Annotated in this window: 16 protein-coding genes; 9 read left to right on the top strand and 7 right to left on the bottom strand. The window is 55.8% G+C overall.

Features of this window, described 5'->3' with window-relative positions:
- Positions 1-16: 16 nt before the first annotated feature.
- Positions 17-1,873, top strand: coding sequence for a methyl-accepting chemotaxis protein (locus V8L71_RS05695; protein ID WP_336269345.1), 1,857 nt, complete (start codon positions 17-19; stop codon positions 1,871-1,873).
- A gap of 26 nt (positions 1,874-1,899) precedes the next feature.
- Here the strand turns inward: V8L71_RS05695 and V8L71_RS05690 are convergent, their stop codons facing one another.
- A complete protein-coding gene (locus tag V8L71_RS05690) occupies positions 1,900-2,826 on the bottom strand; it encodes a LysR family transcriptional regulator (RefSeq protein ID WP_008956563.1) in 927 nt (308 codons plus the stop codon).
- Between the two features lie 179 nt (positions 2,827-3,005).
- Between V8L71_RS05690 and V8L71_RS05685 the strand changes: the two genes are divergently transcribed.
- Entirely contained in the window at positions 3,006-3,782 is a 777-nt protein-coding gene (locus V8L71_RS05685; protein WP_008956562.1) for a ferredoxin--NADP reductase, read from the top strand.
- Between the two features lie 82 nt (positions 3,783-3,864).
- On the opposite strand, the gene glnK is transcribed toward V8L71_RS05685, so the two are convergent.
- The 3 genes from glnK to V8L71_RS05670 form a co-directional block, all read right to left on the bottom strand.
- Positions 3,865-4,203, bottom strand: coding sequence for a P-II family nitrogen regulator (gene glnK / locus V8L71_RS05680; protein WP_007112362.1), 339 nt, complete (start codon positions 4,201-4,203; stop codon positions 3,865-3,867).
- Positions 4,204-4,374: 171 nt separating this feature from the next.
- Positions 4,375-5,622 (bottom strand): ammonium transporter, encoded by a 1,248-nt coding sequence (locus V8L71_RS05675; protein WP_336273476.1) that lies wholly within the window; start codon positions 5,620-5,622, stop codon positions 4,375-4,377.
- A gap of 72 nt (positions 5,623-5,694) precedes the next feature.
- The gene (locus V8L71_RS05670) at positions 5,695-6,033 is read right to left on the bottom strand and encodes a P-II family nitrogen regulator (protein ID WP_007112359.1); all 339 of its coding nucleotides are present in this window, start codon (positions 6,031-6,033) and stop codon (positions 5,695-5,697) included.
- A gap of 358 nt (positions 6,034-6,391) precedes the next feature.
- Here V8L71_RS05670 and V8L71_RS05665 point away from each other — a divergent pair, with 358 nt between their 5' ends.
- The 5 genes from V8L71_RS05665 to V8L71_RS05645 all read left to right on the top strand — a co-directional run bounded on the left by V8L71_RS05665 (position 6,392) and on the right by V8L71_RS05645 (position 13,074).
- Entirely contained in the window at positions 6,392-6,745 is a 354-nt protein-coding gene (locus V8L71_RS05665) for an accessory factor UbiK family protein (protein WP_336273475.1), read from the top strand.
- A 399-nt stretch (positions 6,746-7,144) separates the two neighbouring features.
- Entirely contained in the window at positions 7,145-8,116 is a 972-nt protein-coding gene (locus V8L71_RS05660; protein ID WP_336273474.1) for a helix-turn-helix transcriptional regulator, read from the top strand.
- Between the two features lie 155 nt (positions 8,117-8,271).
- Positions 8,272-10,392 carry a TonB-dependent siderophore receptor gene (locus V8L71_RS05655; protein WP_336273473.1) on the top strand — a complete coding sequence of 707 codons (2,121 nt, stop codon included), beginning with the start codon at positions 8,272-8,274 and terminating at the stop codon, positions 10,390-10,392.
- Positions 10,393-10,551: 159 nt separating this feature from the next.
- Positions 10,552-11,451, top strand: coding sequence for an ABC transporter substrate-binding protein (locus tag V8L71_RS05650; protein ID WP_336273472.1), 900 nt, complete (start codon positions 10,552-10,554; stop codon positions 11,449-11,451).
- A 114-nt stretch (positions 11,452-11,565) separates the two neighbouring features.
- Positions 11,566-13,074, top strand: coding sequence for a YifB family Mg chelatase-like AAA ATPase (locus V8L71_RS05645; protein ID WP_336273471.1), 1,509 nt, complete (start codon positions 11,566-11,568; stop codon positions 13,072-13,074).
- A gap of 12 nt (positions 13,075-13,086) precedes the next feature.
- On the opposite strand, the gene V8L71_RS05640 is transcribed toward V8L71_RS05645, so the two are convergent.
- On the bottom strand, positions 13,087-14,067 hold the full coding sequence (locus V8L71_RS05640; RefSeq protein WP_336273470.1) for an alpha/beta hydrolase: 981 nt from the start codon (positions 14,065-14,067) through the stop codon (positions 13,087-13,089).
- Between the two features lie 261 nt (positions 14,068-14,328).
- Here V8L71_RS05640 and V8L71_RS05635 point away from each other — a divergent pair, with 261 nt between their 5' ends.
- Both V8L71_RS05635 and V8L71_RS05630 read left to right on the top strand, forming a co-directional pair.
- Positions 14,329-16,509, top strand: a complete 2,181-nt coding sequence (locus V8L71_RS05635) for a malate synthase G (RefSeq protein WP_336273469.1) — start codon at positions 14,329-14,331, stop codon at positions 16,507-16,509.
- Between the two features lie 110 nt (positions 16,510-16,619).
- The gene (locus V8L71_RS05630) at positions 16,620-17,036 is read left to right on the top strand and encodes a PaaI family thioesterase (protein WP_336273468.1); all 417 of its coding nucleotides are present in this window, start codon (positions 16,620-16,622) and stop codon (positions 17,034-17,036) included.
- Between the two features lie 11 nt (positions 17,037-17,047).
- Here the strand turns inward: V8L71_RS05630 and V8L71_RS05625 are convergent, their stop codons facing one another.
- Together V8L71_RS05625 and paoC are read right to left on the bottom strand one after the other, a co-directional pair.
- A complete protein-coding gene (locus tag V8L71_RS05625) occupies positions 17,048-17,494 on the bottom strand; it encodes a DUF411 domain-containing protein (protein ID WP_336273467.1) in 447 nt (148 codons plus the stop codon).
- A 101-nt stretch (positions 17,495-17,595) separates the two neighbouring features.
- Positions 17,596-19,785, bottom strand: coding sequence for an aldehyde oxidoreductase molybdenum-binding subunit PaoC (gene paoC / locus V8L71_RS05620; protein WP_336273466.1), 2,190 nt, complete (start codon positions 19,783-19,785; stop codon positions 17,596-17,598).

Raw genomic sequence — 19,785 nt, 5'->3', positions numbered from 1 at the left:
GACGTCGAGAGCGATCATGTTTTCTACCCTCCGAGCACGCATTCTACTAGCTGCGCTAGTAGTGATTACTCTTGCCCTGATGATTAACGGCATTGCCAGCTATACCACGGTAAAACACCATAATAATCAACAAATAACCCGTAATCTAAGTGCCGTGGTTAAAGGTAATACGCAAGCTATCAACGAGTGGTTTAGCGCACGCTATACGATGCTGTCCAGTATGGAAGATGCGGTTAATAGCGATGACCCGCTTGCCGCGCTGCGCCAATTAGAGTCCTCAGGCAATTTCATGAGTACCTACATTGCCCACCCCTCTACGTCAGCCGCTATTTTTTCCGATGGCTGGGAGCCCCCTAGTGATTATGATCCTCGCCAGCGTCCCTGGTACCAAGACGCGGTAAGTGCAGGAGAAACCATTATTACTACCCCCTATGTAGATGCCCAAAGCGGTGGCCTTATCGTTACGTTTGCGCGCCCTTATTATCAAAACGAAAAGCTAGCAGCTGTGGTTGGGGCCGATATTGCCATCACTGATGTCATAGAGATTGTTAGCGGCATTGCACCGACAGACGCTAGCTTTGGTTTTCTTACTACGAATGACGGCACGCTCGTCGCTCACCCTGATGCTAACTTAACACTAGAGCCTGTATCAGCAATTAGCGCACAGCTTACCCCTGCGATGCTCGACCAACTGTCCCGTGCCTCCACACCCATTGCCCTCACACTACAAGATAGCGACAAATTACTTTTAGGCAGTCCGGTAGGTGGCAGTAGCGGTTGGCAATTAGTGGTGGCGTTAGATGAAGCCGAAGCCACAACGGGCCTTCGGGCAATCGCGACAACATCCATTGTGACGCTAATCATTGTTGCTGGCATCACGATAATTACATTTGGCCTGCTGTTAACTTTTCTCCTGCGTCGTTTGCTTAGCGTGCGCAATGCATTGATGAGCATAGCCAGCGGCAGCGGCGATTTAACTCAGCGCTTATCAGAAGATGGTCGCGACGAGGTGGCACAAATTGCCAGCGCCTTTAACCAGTTTGTCGCGAAAATGGATGGTGTCATGCTCACCATTCGTGACAGCAGCCAATCGGTTCAAACCGCGGCCAGTGAAATCGCCCTTGGTGGCCAGGATTTATCGCGGCGCACCGACAATGCGGCCTCAAGCCTTCAGCAGAGCTCTGCTTCCATTGAAGAAATCACCAGCACTATCGAACATACCGCTTCCTCGGCACAACATGCTAATCAACTGTCGTTAGACGCATCTGAAGTAGCGAACCGCGGTGGTGACGTAGTGGGCCAGGTTGTTGCCACCATGGACGATATTTCGGCTTCATCTACGCGAATCAGAGAGATTGTTACGTTCATGGATGGCATCGCCTTCCAGACCAACCTGCTGGCATTGAATGCCTCTGTAGAGGCTGCACGCGCTGGTGAGCATGGCCGTGGGTTTGCAGTGGTAGCCGATGAAGTACGTAAACTGGCTCAGCGCAGCAGCGATGCCTCCAGTGAGATCAAAACGCTCATAGATACTTCTCACCAAACTGTTACCAACGGTACTCAGTTGGTTAAGAGCGCGGGCTCTACCATGCAAGAGATTGTCGTTAGCATCACTCGTGTAACCGATGTATTGAACGAAATTACCGCCGCTACGCGTGAGCAAAGTGATGGTATCAGTCAGGTCAATATTGCCGTGTCCGAACTCGACCGCATGACGCAACAGAATGCCGCCATGGTGGAAGAATCCACCACTGCAGCTGAGCAGCTAAAAGATCAGTCACTACGCTTGGCAGATGCAGTGGGCGGCTTCAAACTTTCAGAATCAGCGTCTGCTCCGTTAGCATTAAGCAACGCCAGAGCCTATACCACCTAATCTCAAGAGCAAAGCCAGTGGAGATGTTAAGGAATCGGCGGCAGCGCAATATCGTCACTGCGTTTAGCCCCAGCGGTCATTTCACGGCATAGCCGCAAGAACTCACGCACACCGGTGGTGAGGTACTTGTGGCGGTGCCATATAAAGGTGAATTGACGCTTCAAATCCAACTCCGGCGTGGGCAGCGGTACCAAGCTGCCGCGCCGGAAGGCATCGCGCAGGGCTAGGCGTGAGACACAGCCAATGCCCAACCCTGATTCCACGGCGCGCTTGATGCCCTCGGTGTGCTCAAGTTCCAACAAGGTATTAAACCGGCTGCGGCGGTGGCGTGCGGCGTGCTCCAGCGTCATCCGCGTGCCCGAGCCCTCTTCACGCATGATCCAGTCTTCACGCAGTAGTTGCTCTAACTCAAGGTGCTCACGGCCTGCCAGTGGGTGGCGCGGCGAGCAGAACACGCACAGCTCATCTTCGACCCAGGGCTGGCTGATGATCATCTCATCGTCGCACTGCCCCTCAATCAGCCCTAAATCCAGCGAATGTTGACGCACACCTTCGATAATATGGCGGGTATTGCGCACTGCTAAGCGCACTCGGCTGCCGGGGTGGCGCTGCATAAAGTCGCTGATCAGCAGCGTGGCAAGGTAGTTACCGATGGTTAGCGTGGCGCCTACCTCCAGCGACCCAACCCCCTGTTGACCACGCAGGAGTTCCTCTATCTCTTCCCCGCGGTCGAGCAGCGCCACCGCTTTGGGCAACAGTTGAAAGCCGAGTGCGTTGAGCTTTAGGCGCTTGCCGATGCGATCCAGCAGTTGGCAATCGAACTGCCGCTCCAGCTCGGCAAGCGCGGTACTGGTCGCTGACTGAGACATGGAGAGCGCCCGCGCCGCATGGGAGACGCTCTCATGCTGGGCGACCGCTACAAAAACTTCCAACTGCCGCAAAGTGTAGTGCATAACGTCTGACCTTTATTTGATCTATATCTATTTTTCAGATAACCGATATCAATATAATTCGATTAACAGATATACCACCCTTTGCTTAGACTTGCTGGCAACTTATTTAATCATTTTTATTCTTTTTAAGAATATGCCCGATGCAGTAGCACGTCCGCATCGGCTAAGGGAGAAACGGCATGAGTAAGTTTGCTCTGGAAGAAGTGCTTAGTGTTCATCACTGGAACGATACCCTGTTCAGCTTTCGTACCACACGCGAGCGCAGCCTGCGTTTCAAAACCGGTCAGTTTGTAATGATTGGTCTGGAAGTGAATGGCAAGCCGCTAATGCGCGCTTACTCGATTGCCAGCCCCAACTATGAAGACCACCTTGAGTTCTTCAGCATCAAAGTGCCCGACGGCCCGCTAACCTCACGCCTACAGCACTTGAAAGTGGGCGATCAGATCATGGTCAGCCGCAAGCCAACCGGCACGCTGGTGACCGATGATCTACTGCCCGGTCGTAACCTCTACATGCTTTCGACTGGTACTGGTCTGGCGCCGTTCATGAGCTTGATCCAAGACCCAGACGTTTACGAACGCTACGAGAAAATCGTGCTGGTACACGGTGTCCGCGAGGTCTCTGAACTGGCTTACGCCGACTTCATCACCAAAGAGCTGCCTGCGCACGAGTATCTGGGTGAAGATATCACTGAAAAGCTGGTCTACTACCCGACCGTTACCCGTGAAGAGTTCCACACCATGGGCCGCCTGACCGATCATATCCGTACCGGTAAGCTGTTCGAAGATACCGGATTGCCACCCATCGATCCGCGTCAGGATCGTGCCATGATCTGCGGTAGCCCCGCCATGCTGGACGATACCAGCGCACTGCTTGATGAGCTGGGGCTCAATATCTCGCCGCGCATGGGCGAGCCGGGCGACTACGTGATTGAACGCGCTTTCGTTGAAAAATAAGTTAACCACTAGCCACTAAAAACCCCCGCTACTCGGTTTGAGGATATAAACCGGCTAGCGGGGGTTTTGTATGCTGGCGCCTTTAAACGGCGTCTTTACCGGTTTCGCCGGTACGGATACGGATCACCTGCTCTAGCGGCATCACAAAGATTTTGCCGTCGCCGATTTTCCCTGTATTCGCGACCTGGGTGATCGCATCAATCACCTGTTCGGCCATGTCGTCGTCCACGGCTACTTCCAGCTTCACCTTGGGTAGAAAGTCCACCACATACTCAGCGCCACGATACAGCTCGGTATGCCCTTTCTGGCGCCCAAAGCCCTTCACTTCTGTCACCGTAATACCCTGCACGCCGATATCGGAGAGCGACTCGCGCACATCGTCGAGCTTGAACGGCTTGATAATAGCTGTGATCAATTTCATTACCATATCCTCTAACTGGGTGGCCGTGATGGGGTTGGGTTGCACGGCTGCTGATAAGGCAACCAATAACCACTAACCACCAGCATACACCGCTATCGGCAGAGAATAAAAAAGCCTCCCACTTTAGGGGAGGCTATAAGGAGCACACCAGCTCAAAGAGTTGGCATTAAATTATTTCTTAATACCAAATTCGGGGTAGGCTTCGAGACCACATTCAGCGATATCAACGCCTTCATACTCTTCTTCTTCGCTGACCCGGATACCCATGATGGCTTTCAGGATCAACCACACCACCAGGCTTGCCAGGAACACCCAGCCGAAGATACCCGCGATACCGATGATCTGCGCACCGAATGACGCGCCCTCGTTAGTCAACGGCACGGCCAACACGCCCCAGATACCGACAACACCGTGCACCGAAATCGCACCCACCGGATCATCCAGTTTCACTTTATCGAGGGTGACGATGGCAGCGACAACGATGATGCCGCCAATCGCGCCGATAATCGTGGCGCCCAGTGCGGTCGGAGAGAGCGGATCAGCAGTGATTGCCACCAGACCCGCCAGCGCACCGTTCAGTGCCATGGTAAGGTCCGCTTTACGGAACCACAGTTTGGCCAAAATTAGTGCCGCAATAACACCACCTGCTGCAGCAGCATTAGTATTTACAAACACTTGCGCCACGTTATTCGCAGAATCGACGGCCGCCAGTTTAAGTTCGGAACCACCGTTAAAGCCGAACCAGCCCATCCACAGAATGAACGTACCTAGTGTCGCCAGCGGCATATTGGCACCGGGAATCGCGTGGATAGAGCCATCTTTACCGTACTTGCCTTTACGTGGGCCTAGCACGATGACACCGGCGAGAGCTGCAGCTGCACCGGCAAGGTGCACAATGCCTGAGCCAGCGTAGTCAGAGTAACCGACTTCGGACAACCAACCGCCGCCCCACGTCCAGTAGCCAGACACCGGATAGATAAACGCGGTCATCACCACTGCAAAGGCCAGGAATGCCCACAGCTTCATACGCTCGGCCACGGCACCCGACACAATCGACATGGCGGTGGCAACAAACACCACTTGGAAGAAGAAGTCAGAACGCATGGAGTAGTAAGGTGCGTCATCGCCACCGGCGGTTACTGCATCAGCGCTGTTTTCGGCGCCAATGAGGAAGCCCAGATTAGGCAAGAAGCCGCCAGCGCTGCTGGAGTACATGATGTAGTAGCCCACCAGCAGGTACATGGTGCAGGCAATCGCAAACAGCGCGATGTTCTTGGTCAGGATTTCAGCGGTGTTTTTGGAGCGTACCAGGCCCGCTTCTAACATGGAGAAGCCAGCGGCCATCCACATCACCAGCACGCCGCAAATTAGAAAGTAGAACGTATCGAGCGCGTAGCTCAAATCAGCTAACTCATTCATGAGGTGTTCCCCGTTATTTTATGAGAAGTTATACGCAAAAGACGGCTCTGCAGCCTGTTCGCGTGGCGCCAGTTATACGGCGTCAGCGCCGCGTTCACCGGTGCGGATACGAATCACGTCTTCCAGTGGCGTAACAAACACCTTGCCGTCACCGATTTTGCCGCTATTGGCAGCGCTACAGATCGCATCCAACACGCTTTCTAAACGCGCATCGTCAACAGCAACTTCTACTTTTACCTTGGGTAGAAAGTCGACGACATATTCCGCGCCGCGGTACAGCTCGGTATGCCCTTTCTGACGACCAAACCCTTTAACTTCAGTGACCGTAATGCCCTGAACGCCGTTGTCGGCTAATGCCTCACGAACGTCGTCGAGCTTGAATGGCTTGATGATAGCGGTGATGAGTTTCATCCCGGATCTCCCTTGCTGGATAAGTCCTGCTAGATTGGTAGCGGCACAGCCGCCAGAATAAGCACCTGAACCGATAATGCGCATACTGTGCCAGCTGATTTTTTTTGCCTATAAGTCAATCAATTAGGAAACAAAAGGAGTCCTTAAAAGCGCTTAATTGCGTCAAATTCACCGTCACAGCACGGCTATTGCACCAAAAAAAGGCATAAGCAAATGTTGCCTGCTCTATTTCGATGCAAGCCACCCGCTGAGCAGTTAATCCATTCGACGCATGCGAATTCGCCAACTGTTGCGTATCCTTACGGGTAAGCCGTTTTTATATATGTTCATTTAGTGAGTGATTAAGGAGAGAGCAGCTATGGCGCCTCAAGACCGCATCAGCCGACTGGCACAGCAGATTGGCGACCGTTTACAGAACGCCTCTCAGGCACCGGAAGATATACAAAAGGGCGTCCAGCAAGTCGTGCGTGGCGCTTTCGACCGACTAGAGCTTGTCTCGCGGGAAGATTTCGATATTTTGATGGACGTGCTGCAGCGTACGCGCTCACGGGTAGAGGCGTTAGAACGCCAAGTCGCCCACCTTGAAGCAGCCGTTGAAGCCTCCACAGCGCCAACTACCACGCCGGTGGAAGCAGAAGTACCGCCAGTGCCTACACCAGAACCAGACGATGACAGTGACAGCAATGAAGACAAAAAACCGACCCAACGGTAAATCCATTTACTGCTCAGTCACTTAGTTAGCGGTTATCGGCAATAGCGTGACGTCACCTATTGCCGACATCTGCCGTCATGATGGCTCACCTTGCTCTATCGTATCCTTTCAAAACGCCCCACCCCATAAATACGAATCAATATCATTGACATTTTAACTGCTAATGTTACCTTTCTGGTCTAGCAGCCCTTTTAAAGGCCATTCGTTGTTCGCTAGTGGCGTTCTTGCGAAAGCCGGCCTGTAAAAAAGTCGCGTGTAAGCACCAAGATAGGTCAAACCGGTGCCGACACCGCGTTGGGATGGCCTCTGCCAGCGCGGACTTTTTCATTTTGATAAGTCGTCTTGCGTACTGATGCGCCAATTTGATGCATATCATCGAAAACGATAGCGCCATGACCTATGAAAACACTCTCTGCTCACCCGCCTGCAGACCAAACACAGCATACTCTGACGCCGCAATCGCTAGAGCAGCTGGGATCACGCTTCGGTATCGAGTACCGAATTGAAGGTAGCTGCGCAGGTGTTGCTCCCGTTGCCCAGGGCCGTGTTCACGATGTTAGTCTCTCTGCATCACTGCATTTAACGCTCTCTGATCTTCAGGTTGAACGCACCTACTGGTCAGCTTCTCGCCAATCGGTACCCTGGTTCCTTAGTGTGGTGCTGGAAGGACACATTAACGCCACGGTAGGTAATCAATGCCTGGCCTTTGCAGCAGGTGATGGGCTTTGCGCCCACTTCACCCCCCAGCACTCGCTCACTGTCTACCAGCCAACGCAACCGCGCCTGCGCACGGTCAACCTAGCCGTACTCGCCACAGCCCCCCATGATCTCCCCTTAGCACCGAAAGAACCTTTGCTGCATCGCTGGCGGCTCCCTGAGCCGCTTATCACGCTCCTGCGCGCCACTATCGACCAGCCACCTAGCGCCTGCCGCCAACCTCTGGTATGGCAAGGGTTAGCACTGCAGCTACTCGGCCATGGCTTGCCGCAAAATCAGTTATCACCCCTGGCAGAGCACTCCGCCAGCCACCGACCTGAGACTCGCTTGACCTCACGTGACCGCGACTGTCTAACACGGTTGCATCAACGCATTGCCGATGACCCAACCCAACGCTACTGCTTGAACGACTTAGCCCGTGAAGCCGCCATGAGCCCCAGCAGCCTGCGCCAGAAGTTTCGCGCCTGTTATGGCTACTCGCTGTTTGATCACCTACGCCATAGCCGCTTAGCGCAGGCGTATCGTGACTTACAGCGCGGCTATAGCGTGCAGCAAGCCGCTCATGCCTGTGGTTACCGCCACGCCACTAATTTTGCTACTGCCTTTAAACGGGCCTTTGGCATCGCACCTCATGAAGTGCTCAACCAAGGCTAGGTTGCACAGACCTTAATGCTGCAAGTTCCTGGATAAAGGCTTTCTTGGCAGTACGCATAGCTGCTTTGTCATCCCGCATACCTTTTAAACGCCATTAAACGCAATAATTCTTATTAACAATTTAGTTAATCGATTTTTGCGCAGGTACTCACTCCATGTACATCTCCGATCTCCGCTTACTCCCTATGCACTCTTTGTCACGCACCCCGCTCAGCGTGGCCGTCATCGCCGCATTAGCGGTATCACCCCTTTATGCACAAGAGAACACCGAGCTGGGCACTGTCACGGTGACTGCGCAGCAGGCCGCTACCAAGGTAGAAACGCCCTTTATCGAAACACCTCAAAGTGTTTCGACCATTACGCGAGAACAGATGGATAACCGCGGTGTCAGCACCGTCCAGCGCGCCACCGACTACACGCCCGGTGTCTACAGCAATCAGATAGGCGCCTCCAACCGCTTTGATTATCTCGTGCTGCGCGGTTTTTCAGACGGCAGTTTGAGCAACACCTTCTTAGATGGCTTAAAGATCATGGGCGATGCCAACTCCCATAGCAGCATGCGTATCGACCCGTGGTTTCTAGAAAGTATCGAAGTAGTGCGCGGGCCCACCTCGGTGCTCTATGGTCGTGCCTCCCCTGGCGGAGTGGTCGCCCTGAACAGTAAGCGGCCCGAATTTGAACAGGGCGGTGAGCTGCGTTTTCGAGTGGGTAATAATAACCAGCGCAGCGCCGCTTTTGACCTTACCGGGCCACTTGGCGCTGAGCAGCGGGTGGCCTTTCGCCTGACCGGCATTGCCAGCGCCGCGGACACCCAGTTTGGCCCGGCAGAAGAGGAGCGCTACGCCATTGCGCCCCGGCTCGCTTGGGATATCACCGATGACACCAGCCTAACGGTAGAAGCCTACTTGCAGGATGAACCCGAAGGCGGCTACCACTCCGGCGTCCCCTATGAAGGCGCCGTGGTCGCCCACAATGGCCGTAAGATCAGCAACAACTTCTTTGATGGCGAAGAGGATTACGACACCTATGAGCGCACCCAGCGCATGGTCGGCTACGCCCTGGAGCACCGCTTTAACGATCAGGTGACCGGTCGGCAGTTGATGCGCTACCTCAATTCAGATGTGGTGCTCAATCAGGTCTACGGTTTTGGCTGGACCTCGCCTACGTCTGATGAACTCACCCGCTACTACTCCGGCAGCAATGAATCGCTAGACGCCTGGACGCTCGATAACCAGTTAGAAGCCAACATTAGCAGTGGCTTTATGGATCACACGCTGCTGTTCGGGGTGGATTACCAGCAGCGGGAAAACGACGTCTCTTGGCCATCCGGGTATTTTCCGTCGATCAATGCGTTTAACCCTGTGTATGGCAGCGAACCCATCGAGTTTTACGCCCCGGTGCGGGAACGCCACGAAATCGACCAAACCGGCGTTTACCTGCAAGACCAAATCGCCCTCAATGACTGGCGCTTCACCCTGGGCGGCCGCTACGACTGGGTGAATATCGACAATACCAACCGCGACAGTGGGGATACCAGCTCGCTCAGCGATACCCAGTTCAGTGGCCGCGCCGGGGTGGTCTACCTGTTCGATAACGGCGTGGCGCCCTACTTAAGCTACTCCACCGCGTTCACCCCCACCAGTTTCGTGGATGAAAGTGGCGATCTGCTGCAACCGATGGAAGGCGAACAGTGGGAAACCGGCGTCAAATTCCAACCAAACGGCAGCGCCAGCCAGTACAGCGCGGCCCTGTTCCACATCAGCCAGGAGAACGTCGCCACCAAAGAGCAGCCCACTGACCCTTACCGGGCCGTGGGTGAAATCGAATCCCAAGGGCTGGAACTGGAAGCGCAAACACGGTTGAGCGACACCCTTTCGCTACAGGCGGGCTACAGCTTCACCGATATCACTTACGCCAAAAGCGATGACGGCAATCAGGGCAATAACGCGATTTACTCACCCCGACACCAGGTTCAACTGTGGGGCCACTACGAGGGCAACAAGGGTTGGCTAAACGGTGTGGATATGGGGATTGGTGTACGCCACTATGCGGATATTGCGGCTGACCGGGCCAACACCGAAAGCGTGCCCGACTACACGCTGGTCGATGCCACCGTTGGCTACGACCTCAGCCAACTCGGCGTTGAAGGGGTCGAAACACGCTTAAACGTGAACAACCTGCTGAATAAAGAGTACGTGGCTTCCTGCAACTCCCTGGAGTACTGCTACTTTGGCGCCGAGCGTGGCATCACTGCCAGCGTTCACTACCGATTCTAATCCTCCGCTCAGAGCCATTGCCTAAGTATCGAGAAGTAATCATGAACATATTTGCCCAGGCCGCCGCGCCTGGGCTTTTTTACCTGCACTCATGTTTGCAAACAATAAATATTATCGTTTAAATACAGCTCTTATTTTTCTGGATGGCCTCTCTTCATCATGCGCCAAACCACCCTGCTCTCTTTATTTGTACGCTGTGGGCTGTTCGCCGTTTGCCTAATGACTTTTTCAACGGCAAAGGCGCAGTGGGCAACGGTCGACTGGACTATCGCCGAAACCCTGCTGGCCATTGACGCCCCTATTAGCAGCGTTGCCCAACAGGACGCTTACCACGACTGGGTAGGTGAGCCCCGTATATTTAACAGTGCCACTGATATGGGCCTGCGCACCCAACCCAATCTGGAGCTATTGGCCCAAGTACCGCCCGAACAGATACTGATCTCCCCCATGTTCGCTGGCTTAACACCGCGCCTGGAGCGAATCGCACCGGTCACCTCGTTCGCGCTCTATTCGCCCGGCACCGATACCTGGCAAGAGATGCAAACCCTCACTCGCCAGCTAGGCGAGTTAACCGAGCACCAGCCCCAAGCAGAAGAGCTAATTGAAGACACCCAAGCCTTGATGGCTAGCCTGCGCAAATCACGCCCCCTCTCACAGTCAGAAATCGCGCCGCTACTCATGATTCAGTTTATGGATGCCCGCCACGTGCGCGTCTTTGGCGATAACAGTCTTTACAACGCTGTTCTAGAGCAGCTCGAACTCCCTAATGCCTGGGACCAGCCCACCAACGCCTGGGGGTTTGCGCTGGTAGGGGTTGAAGCGTTGGCGCGTTACCCCGAGGCAACGCTGGTGATTATCGACCCATTGCCTGCCGGGGTTGAAGAGCAGCTTTCCAAAAGCGGTCTGTGGCAGCATCTTCCCAGTGTCAAAAACGACAGGATAGTTCGCCTGCCGCCGGTATGGAGCTTCGGCGCGCTTCCCTCCGCCCAGCGGTTTGCTCGCGAACTGACTGCGGCGCTAGATGCATCGGCTGTGGTGAACGCCCCCTCTACTGATTAGCAAGCCATGAGACTACCAAAGCGTTCTTAATTACGTTAGTTTAAATACTTAAGATAACGTAGGTTTCGGCAAGCATTAGCTTCAGGCCGTACGAAAAATCAGCGAGGGAATGCAATGACGCTAGCCATTGTCGCCACACGCGCAGGCGTAGGTTTAGACGCACCGGCGGTGCATGTTGAAGTGCATCTCGCTAATGGCTTGCCGGGCCTGACGTTAGTGGGCTTACCCGAAACCGCCGTCAAAGAGAGCCGTGAACGGGTGCGCAGTGCATTGGTCAATGCGGGCTTTGATTTCCCTAATACGCGACGCATCACGTTAAACCTCGCCCCCGCTGATCTTCCCAAAGAGGGTGGCCGCTTTGATCTACCTATTGCATTAGGCATTTTGGCCGCCTCTGGGCAAATTCCGGTGGAAGCATTGGAAGGCATGGAGTGTGCCGGCGAATTGGCCCTTGATGGCAAACTGCGCGCAGTACCGGGAATCCTACCCTTTGCTCTGGCTACGCGGCGGGCGAAAAAAGCGCTGATTATTCCCCGGGAATGTGCCGATGAAGCTGCCCTGGCGGGCGATTTACCGGTGCTGCCTGCCGACACCCTATGGCAGGTCGTGGCGCACTTGCTCGATCAAGAGAAGATTCCCCCGCACAAGCTCAGCGCCTCGGTTAAGGCCTCTACGCCGGTGGATGACCTCGCCGATGTGCGCGGCCAACAGCAGGCACGGCGTGCGCTCGAAGTCGCCGCTGCTGGTGGTCATAATCTCATATTCGCAGGCCCGCCAGGCACCGGCAAAACCATGTTGGCCAGTCGCCTGCCGGGCATTCTGCCGCCGCTTTCCGAAGAGGATGCCCTGGAAGTCGCCGCCGTGCGCTCGGTCTGCGGCCTGCCACTGGAAGCTGACTGGGGCAAAAGGCCGTTTCGCCAACCCCATCACAGTGCCAGCGCCGCCGCCCTGGTCGGCGGCGGCTCAAAACCCAAACCCGGCGAAATATCACTCGCTCACCACGGCGTGCTTTTTTTGGATGAACTCCCCGAGTTTTCACGCCATGTATTAGAGGTACTTCGGCAGCCACTGGAAACTGGTGAAATTCATATAGCCCGCGCCAGTCATGAACGTCGGTATCCAGCTCGGTTTCAATTGGTAGCCGCAATGAATCCATGCCCCTGCGGGCACTTAGGCGACCCACGCCAGCGCTGCCAGTGCACTGCCAGCCAAATCCAGCGTTATCAAGCGCGGCTTTCCGGGCCGCTGCTGGACCGCATCGACCTTCAGGTGGAAGTCCCCGCACTGCCACCTGAACAGCTCACCGCGCAAACTCAAGGCGAGTCCTCCGAAGCCGTGCGTGAGCGAGTAATCGCGGCGCGGGAGCGCCAAATGGCGCGCGGCGCGCTTAACAGCCAGTTAAGCGGCAAAGCCCTGGAAGCCGCCTGCGACCTGAATGATGAAGAACGCGCCTGGCTTGCAGGCGTGCTCGAAAAGCTCAAGCTTTCCGCCCGCGCCTACCACCGCGTTTTGCGGGTGGCGCTTACGCTAGCCGACCTGCAGGGTGAACCCAAACCCACTCAACCGCACTTTATTGAAGCGATTGGCTACCGGCAGTTGGATCGGATGCTGAAGGGAGCTTAGCGAAAAGCGGCGCTAGGCCTGATTTTCGCTTAACTGGTCTACAAACCCATCCAGCGCTTCAAAAAGCACCTCCCGGATGGAATCGGCTTCATTGACCAGATGATGACGCGCTTCCGGGTGGCGATGAATCTCGGCATTGGGAAACTTCTTCGCCAGAATCGCTAAATTCCACTCCCAATCAACGGTCAAATCCTGCTCGCCCTGCAAAATCAACGTCGGTAACTGGCTTGGCTCCTGCGCTAGCAGCCGGGGCATCCAGCGGCGCATGGCGCTTACCCAGGCAACGCTCAAGCGCTCGGGCTGCAGCGGGTCACCCTCGCGTAGAAATTCAGTGAACTGCTCGTCGGTAGAGTTGGGCCGATATTTACGCGGCAGCTCTTTTACAAATGGGCTGGCAATCAAGTGCAGCCAGCTTGTTTGGCTCCATCCCCAAGGCCGCACCAGCGGCGCCAGAAGCACCAAGCCTGACCAGCCCGAATCCTCTCGGCGGGTGAGCGCATCGGTAGCTAGAATTGCCCCGCCGGTGCTCTGCCCCACCCCCAGCCACGGGGCAGGCGCCATTCCCTGGCTCTTGAGGATGGTCTGCAAATGCGTCAGGCAGTGCTGGTAATCGTCGAAATCTTCTATTTCTGCCCGCGCTCCGCTTGAAAGGCCGTGACCGGGAAGATCCCACAGCACTACCCGCCAGCCTTTGGCCAGCAGACGCTTTAATAAATGACGGTACAGTCCCATATGATCAAAGTAACCGTGCACAACAAAAGCAGTGCCTACCGGCTGAGGTGGACTCCACACTTGGCACCAGAGCGCAAAGCGTCCAGTATCAATAAAGCCTGCGTGTACTTCACTGGTATCGAGTAGCAGCGCTTCCAGGCCGTAATGCTGAAAGTAGTCCTGCACGGCATCTGTCAATATTTCACCTGGCAGCAGACGGCTAAGGGCGGTCTCGCCCGAAGCATGGCGAAACAAGCCTTCCAGATGTTGGAAATCACGCATCGTTGTTTCTCCATATCGCCCTTTTACGTTGGCCTAGACGCGGCAGGCGAGTCGCGCTATCAACTTCTAATTGCTAGTCATTTGGTCGCGCATTTTACCGCTTTAGGGTCTACGCTGTTTACATGCCTGAGCAAATGTGGAATTATTTTCCATAAATACATTTTACTCTGCCCACGGCAAACCATGTTTTAAGAATCATGTCCTAAAAAAACATGTTCTAAAAAACAGAGTGCCCACGGGCATCCTCACAGGAGATACCCCATGAGTGAGCGTATCACGCGCCACCGTTTACAGGTGGCAGCCGATTTAGATCGTTTTATTAATGAGCAGGCGCTACCCGGAACAGGCGTTGACGAAAATGCCTTTTGGGCCGGTGTGGATGCTCTGTTTCACGATTTGACCCCTAAAAACCGTCAATTGCTGGAAGAGCGCGACACGCTACAAGAGAAGCTTGACGTGTGGCACCGGGAAAACCCCGGCCCGGTTACCGATATGCCTGCGTACCGCAGCTTCCTGAAAGAGACCGGCTACTTGGTGGAAACCCCCGCTAACGTCAAAGCGACAACGACGAATGTTGATCGTGAAGTAGCTGTTCAAGCAGGCCCGCAGCTGGTAGTGCCGGTAAGCAATGCGCGCTATGCGCTGAACGCTGCCAATGCACGCTGGGGCAGCCTTTATGATGCTCTGTACGGCACCGACGCGATTTCAGAAGACGACGGCGCCGAGAAAGGCACCAGTTTCAACCCGAAACGCGGCGCCAAGGTGATTGCCTACGCCCGCGGCGTGCTGGATCGCGCGGCACCGTTGGCCACTGGTTCACACCGTGACGCGGTGAAATACGCTATCCGTGATGAGCATTTGGTCGTCACCCTGGAAGGTGGCCGTGAAACAGGCTTGAAGGATTCCGGCAAGCTGATCGGTTTCACTGGCGAAGCAGCCAAACCCGACGCGATTCTGCTGGGTAACAATGGTCTGCACCTGGAAATCCAGATCGACGCCAGCGATTCCATCGGCAAAACTGACCCGGCTGGCGTGAAGGATGTCGTCGTCGAAGCTGCCCTGACCACGATCATGGACTGTGAAGACTCCGTTGCTGCGGTGGATTCAGAAGACAAAGTCGGCGTTTACAGCAACTGGCTCGGCCTGATGAAGGGCGACCTGGAAGAGAAGATCGAGAAAGGTGACAAGACGTTTACGCGTAAGCTGAACGCCGACCGCACCTGGCAAACCAGCGATGGCGGTAGTGTCACCCTCCCCGGTCGTTCGCTGATGTTCGTGCGTAATGTGGGTCACTTGATGACCACACCAGCGATTCTGGATGAAAATGGCAACGAGCTGCCAGAAGGTATCCTGGATGCAGTGGTTACCTCGCTACTCGCGCTGCACGACCTGAAAAAGGATGACAGCCAGCCGCGTAACTCGCGTACCGGCTCGGTCTATATCGTGAAGCCGAAAATGCACGGCCCTAAAGAAGTCGCCTTTGCCAATGAACTGTTTGGCCGCGTTGAAGATCTTCTGGGCATGGACCGTGACACCCTGAAAATGGGCATTATGGACGAGGAACGTCGTACCACCGTCAACCTCAAAGCGTGTATTGCCGAAGCCGCTTCCCGCGTTGCGTTCATCAATACCGGCTTCCTGGATCGCACCGGCGACGAAATGCATACCGCCATGGAAGCAGGCCCCATGGTGCGCAAAGGCGATATGAAGAGCGCTGCGTGGATCCAGGCCTATGAAAAGAGCAACGTGCAAGTCGGTCTTGCCTGTGGCCTACGCGGTCGTGCGCAAATCGGTAAAGGCATGTGGGCCATGCCGGACCTGATGCACAACATGCTGGAGCAGAAAATCGGCCACCCGAAAGCGGGCGCCAACACCGCCTGGGTACCTTCTCCCACGGCTGCCGCGCTACACGCGCTGCACTATCATCAGGTCAACGTCACCGACGTTCAGCGCGAGCTAGAAGCCCTGGGCGAGCCCGATTATCTCGATGACCTGCTCACCGTGCCGGTCGCGGAAAATCCCAACTGGTCGGATGAAGAGAAGCAACAGGAGCTGGATAACAACTGCCAGGGTATTCTGGGCTACGTGGTGCGCTGGGTAGAGCACGGTGTAGGCTGTTCGAAAGTACCGGACATTCATAACGTCGGCCTGATGGAAGACCGTGCGACGCTGCGTATCTCAAGCCAGCACATTGCCAACTGGCTGCACCATGGCATTGTCGATGCGCCGCGGGTGGAAGAAACCCTTAAGCGTATGGCCAAGGTAGTCGACGAGCAGAACGCAGGCGACCCGACCTACACCGCTATGAGTGCGGACTTTGAAGCCTCTACCGCGTTCAAAGCTGCCTCCGACCTGATCTTCAAAGGTCGTGTACAGCCTTCTGGCTACACCGAGCCGCTACTCCACGAGTGGCGCCAGGTGCACAAAGCAAAACGTGCATAAGGTTAAGTAAGCCCACACGCTTACTTACATAGCCCCAAGGCTTGCGCCTTGGGGCTTTTTATTTAGGCTGATTGACGTTAACGTTAAAGAAAACGTGAGGAATAATAACAATGACCGTGATGACTGCTGAGCAGATTGAGCACTTTCTGGATGAAGTCTTTCCCCAGCGAATGGGCAAGATAGAGAGCGTGGGCGAGATGAGCGCCACCATGCGCCTAAAGATTGGCCATGAACATCTACGCCCTGGCCCGCGGGTTTCCGGGCCCACGATGATGGGGTTTGCAGATGTCGCTATGTACGTCGCTATCTTGGCGCAAATCGGCCCAGAGGCGATGGCCGTGACCAGCGACTTAAACTGCCACTTTCTGCGCGCGGCTTCCGGTGATCACGACATTATCGCCCACGCCAAGCTGATCAAACTCGGCCGCCGCCTAGCGGTGGGCGAAGTACAAATCTACTCAGCCAGCGATGATGCACGCCCAGTCGTGCATGTCACCGCCAGCTATGCGCTGCCAGATAAGCCTTAAGCGGCCGTTCTTCAAGGCGCCAGTGTCATGAACGGCTCATCATGCTGGTCGCTAAACGCGTAGACGTTATAGGGCTCGTCCTGAGGACCAGGCATACCCGGCGTACCAATGGGCATACCGGCCAAACCAATACCATTGACGTCTGGCTGCTCTTCAAACAGCTTTGTAACCGCTTCCATCGGCACATGCCCTTCAATCCAATACTCACCCATCTCGATGGTATGGCACGATCCCAAGCCATAAGGCACGCCCGCCTGTTGCTTGATATCACCCAACTCCACGTCATCAATAATCGTCACTTCTACGCCGAGCTCTTCAAGATGACGTGCGTAACCGTCACAGCAGCCGCACTGGGGATTTTTATATAGTGTGGCCTCGTCAGGCAGTGCCGCATGCGCCGAGGTCGCCCCGAGAACTAGAGCGCTAGATAGGAATAGTGAGGTGGTTAAGCGGCTCATAAATACCCTCCTGATTAAGAGCGAATAAAGAAACGTTGGTAAGCGACGCAACATCCAATTGAAAGTTTACAACCTGTGTGTCACCCCAAGGTCAAGCTAGCTCAACGCTCAGTGCTAGGGAGTTGATCGATCATGCGATCCAGCGTCATCGGGTACTCACGGATCCGGACACCGGTGGCATTGTAGATCGCGTTGCCAATCGCGGCGGCTACGCCGCAGATACCCAGCTCACCCACTCCTTTTGCTTTTAGAGGCGATGAAGCAGCATCGGTGGTATCTAAAAAGATGACCTCCTGCTCGGGAATATCCGCATGTACCGCCACTTCGTAGCCTGCCAGGTCGTGGTTGACGAAGAAGCCGCGCCCGGTATCCACGCTCATGCCCTCGGTCAAGGCAGCGCCTACGCCCATGGTCATGCCGCCAATTACCTGGCTGCGCGCCGTGATGGGGTTGAGGATGCGGCCTGCATCGCACACGGCCAGCATGCGCCGCACGCGGGTTTCCCCGGTATAGGCATTCACAGCCACCTCGACAAAGTGCGCGCCGAAAGTACCTATCTCCAGCTCGTCCTTGAAGTCGCCAAAGTTGATCGAATCTTCAGCCACTATTTCTTCGCCATCGGCTATGTCGGCCAGCGCCAGATCTGTCTGTCCGGAAACCACGCGGCCATTTTCAAAGCGCGCCTCGTCAACGTTTAGGCGCTTAGCGATCTGCTCCTGAAGTGCCACACAGGCAGCATATACGCCAGCGGTGGCGCTTGTCGCACCAAACTGCCCGCCTGAGCCGGATGAGGTCGGGTAGGCGCTATTGCCAAGGCGCACTTCTACGTCCTGCATCTCCATTCCCATGGTTTCTGCCGCGGTTTGAGTCAGGATGGTGTAGGAGCCGGTACCGATATCGGTCATATCGGTTTCCACGATCAGGCGCCCTTTCTGCAAGCGCACCCGCGCGCCCGAGGTCATGGTGGGCGCGCCGCGATAGGCACCGGCCATGCCGTGGCCAATCAGCCACTGGCCTTCGCGCTGGCCGCCCGGCTTAAGGTTACGCTCAGCCCAGCCGAAGGTATCGGCGCCCTTACGCAGGCACTCCACAAAGTGGCGATCGCTGAAGGGTTTCGATGGCTCCTCGGGGTTAACCTGGGTGTCGTTGAGAATCCGGAATTCCACCGGATCCATGCCGAGCTTCTCCGCCATCTCGTCCATGGCGATCTCCAGCACCGCCAGCCCCGAGGCTTCACCAGGGGCACGCATGTCCGCCGATTCGGGCAGGCCCATATCGATAGGATGGTGCGCTACGCGACGATTTTCACCCGCGTAGAAGCAGCGGGTCTGGTTGACCGCGTCTTCACCGCTGCCGCCGGGCAGCGTATGGGAAACGGCGGCGTGGTCGAAGGTGGTAATCTTGCCATCTGAACCGGCTGCGATGCGCAGGCGCTGAATGGTGCCAGAGCGGTGCGTAGCATTGTTGAAGATCATCGGGCGCGGCAAGGCGACTTTGACCGGCCGCCCGGTCTCGCGCGAGCCAAGTGCCGCCAGCACCGCATCGGCGCGTAGCCACAGCTTGCCGCCAAAGCCACCGCCCACGTAAGGGCTTTCCAGGCGGATTCTGTCAGCGTCGATATCAAAGGTGGTGGCGAGCGCCTGCCGCGTCCACTCGATCATCTGGTTCGACGTCCATACCGTCATCTGGCCGCCATCCGACCAGTCCACGATAGAAGCGTGGGGCTCCATCATGGCGTGGCTTTGCGACGCGGTGCGGTAGGTTTCATCCAGCGTGACCGGCGCGGCAGCAAACGCCGCATCCACATCGCCGACATTGGCCACCGGCTCGCCGGTGCTCTGAAGGCGCGTCCAGGCATCTTCAAGATCGAACACCCCTGGCGCCTCTTCGTAGCGCACCTCGATCAATGACGCCGCACCACGCGCTTGCTCCAAGGTATCGGCGACCACCACGGCGATGGCCTGGTGGTAGTGCTCAACGGTGGCGCCGCCAAACAGGTGGGCTATATTACTGTCGGCACGCGCCAGCGGCTCAAGCTCCAGAGTGGTAATAACGGCCGCCACGCCAGGTGCAGCGCGGGCAGCCGAGGCGTCCATATGAGTGATTTTCCCCCGCGCAATCGTTGCGCACACGGGGTAACCCACCAGTTGGTTGGCTGCCACGTCATGCCGCTCGTAGGCGTAGGGCGCGCGACCGGTGACTTTGAGCAGACCGTCGATTCGCGCGTGAGGCTTGCCGATAATGCGGGCATGATCGAACAGGTTATCTTCCGTTGATTGATTAAAATCCAT

The sequence above is a fragment of the Vreelandella indica genome, assembly GCF_037070225.1.
Lineage (GTDB): Bacteria > Pseudomonadota > Gammaproteobacteria > Pseudomonadales > Halomonadaceae > Vreelandella > Vreelandella arctica.
Note: the sequence above shows the minus strand (reverse complement) of the source record. Positions and strands in the feature narration are given on the sequence as shown.

Coding starts and splice junctions, on each gene's coding strand:
- V8L71_RS05695 (WP_336269345.1), top strand. CDS start 17: ATGTTTTCTACCCTCCGAGCACGCATTCTACTAGCTGCGCTAGTAGTG.
- V8L71_RS05690 (WP_008956563.1), bottom strand. CDS start 2,826: ATGCACTACACTTTGCGGCAGTTGGAAGTTTTTGTAGCGGTCGCCCAG.
- V8L71_RS05685 (WP_008956562.1), top strand. CDS start 3,006: ATGAGTAAGTTTGCTCTGGAAGAAGTGCTTAGTGTTCATCACTGGAAC.
- glnK (WP_007112362.1), bottom strand. CDS start 4,203: ATGAAATTGATCACAGCTATTATCAAGCCGTTCAAGCTCGACGATGTG.
- V8L71_RS05675 (WP_336273476.1), bottom strand. CDS start 5,622: ATGAATGAGTTAGCTGATTTGAGCTACGCGCTCGATACGTTCTACTTT.
- V8L71_RS05670 (WP_007112359.1), bottom strand. CDS start 6,033: ATGAAACTCATCACCGCTATCATCAAGCCATTCAAGCTCGACGACGTT.
- V8L71_RS05665 (WP_336273475.1), top strand. CDS start 6,392: ATGGCGCCTCAAGACCGCATCAGCCGACTGGCACAGCAGATTGGCGAC.
- V8L71_RS05660 (WP_336273474.1), top strand. CDS start 7,145: ATGAAAACACTCTCTGCTCACCCGCCTGCAGACCAAACACAGCATACT.
- V8L71_RS05655 (WP_336273473.1), top strand. CDS start 8,272: ATGTACATCTCCGATCTCCGCTTACTCCCTATGCACTCTTTGTCACGC.
- V8L71_RS05650 (WP_336273472.1), top strand. CDS start 10,552: ATGCGCCAAACCACCCTGCTCTCTTTATTTGTACGCTGTGGGCTGTTC.
- V8L71_RS05645 (WP_336273471.1), top strand. CDS start 11,566: ATGACGCTAGCCATTGTCGCCACACGCGCAGGCGTAGGTTTAGACGCA.
- V8L71_RS05640 (WP_336273470.1), bottom strand. CDS start 14,067: ATGCGTGATTTCCAACATCTGGAAGGCTTGTTTCGCCATGCTTCGGGC.
- V8L71_RS05635 (WP_336273469.1), top strand. CDS start 14,329: ATGAGTGAGCGTATCACGCGCCACCGTTTACAGGTGGCAGCCGATTTA.
- V8L71_RS05630 (WP_336273468.1), top strand. CDS start 16,620: ATGACCGTGATGACTGCTGAGCAGATTGAGCACTTTCTGGATGAAGTC.
- V8L71_RS05625 (WP_336273467.1), bottom strand. CDS start 17,494: ATGAGCCGCTTAACCACCTCACTATTCCTATCTAGCGCTCTAGTTCTC.
- paoC (WP_336273466.1), bottom strand. CDS start 19,785: ATGGATTTTAATCAATCAACGGAAGATAACCTGTTCGATCATGCCCGC.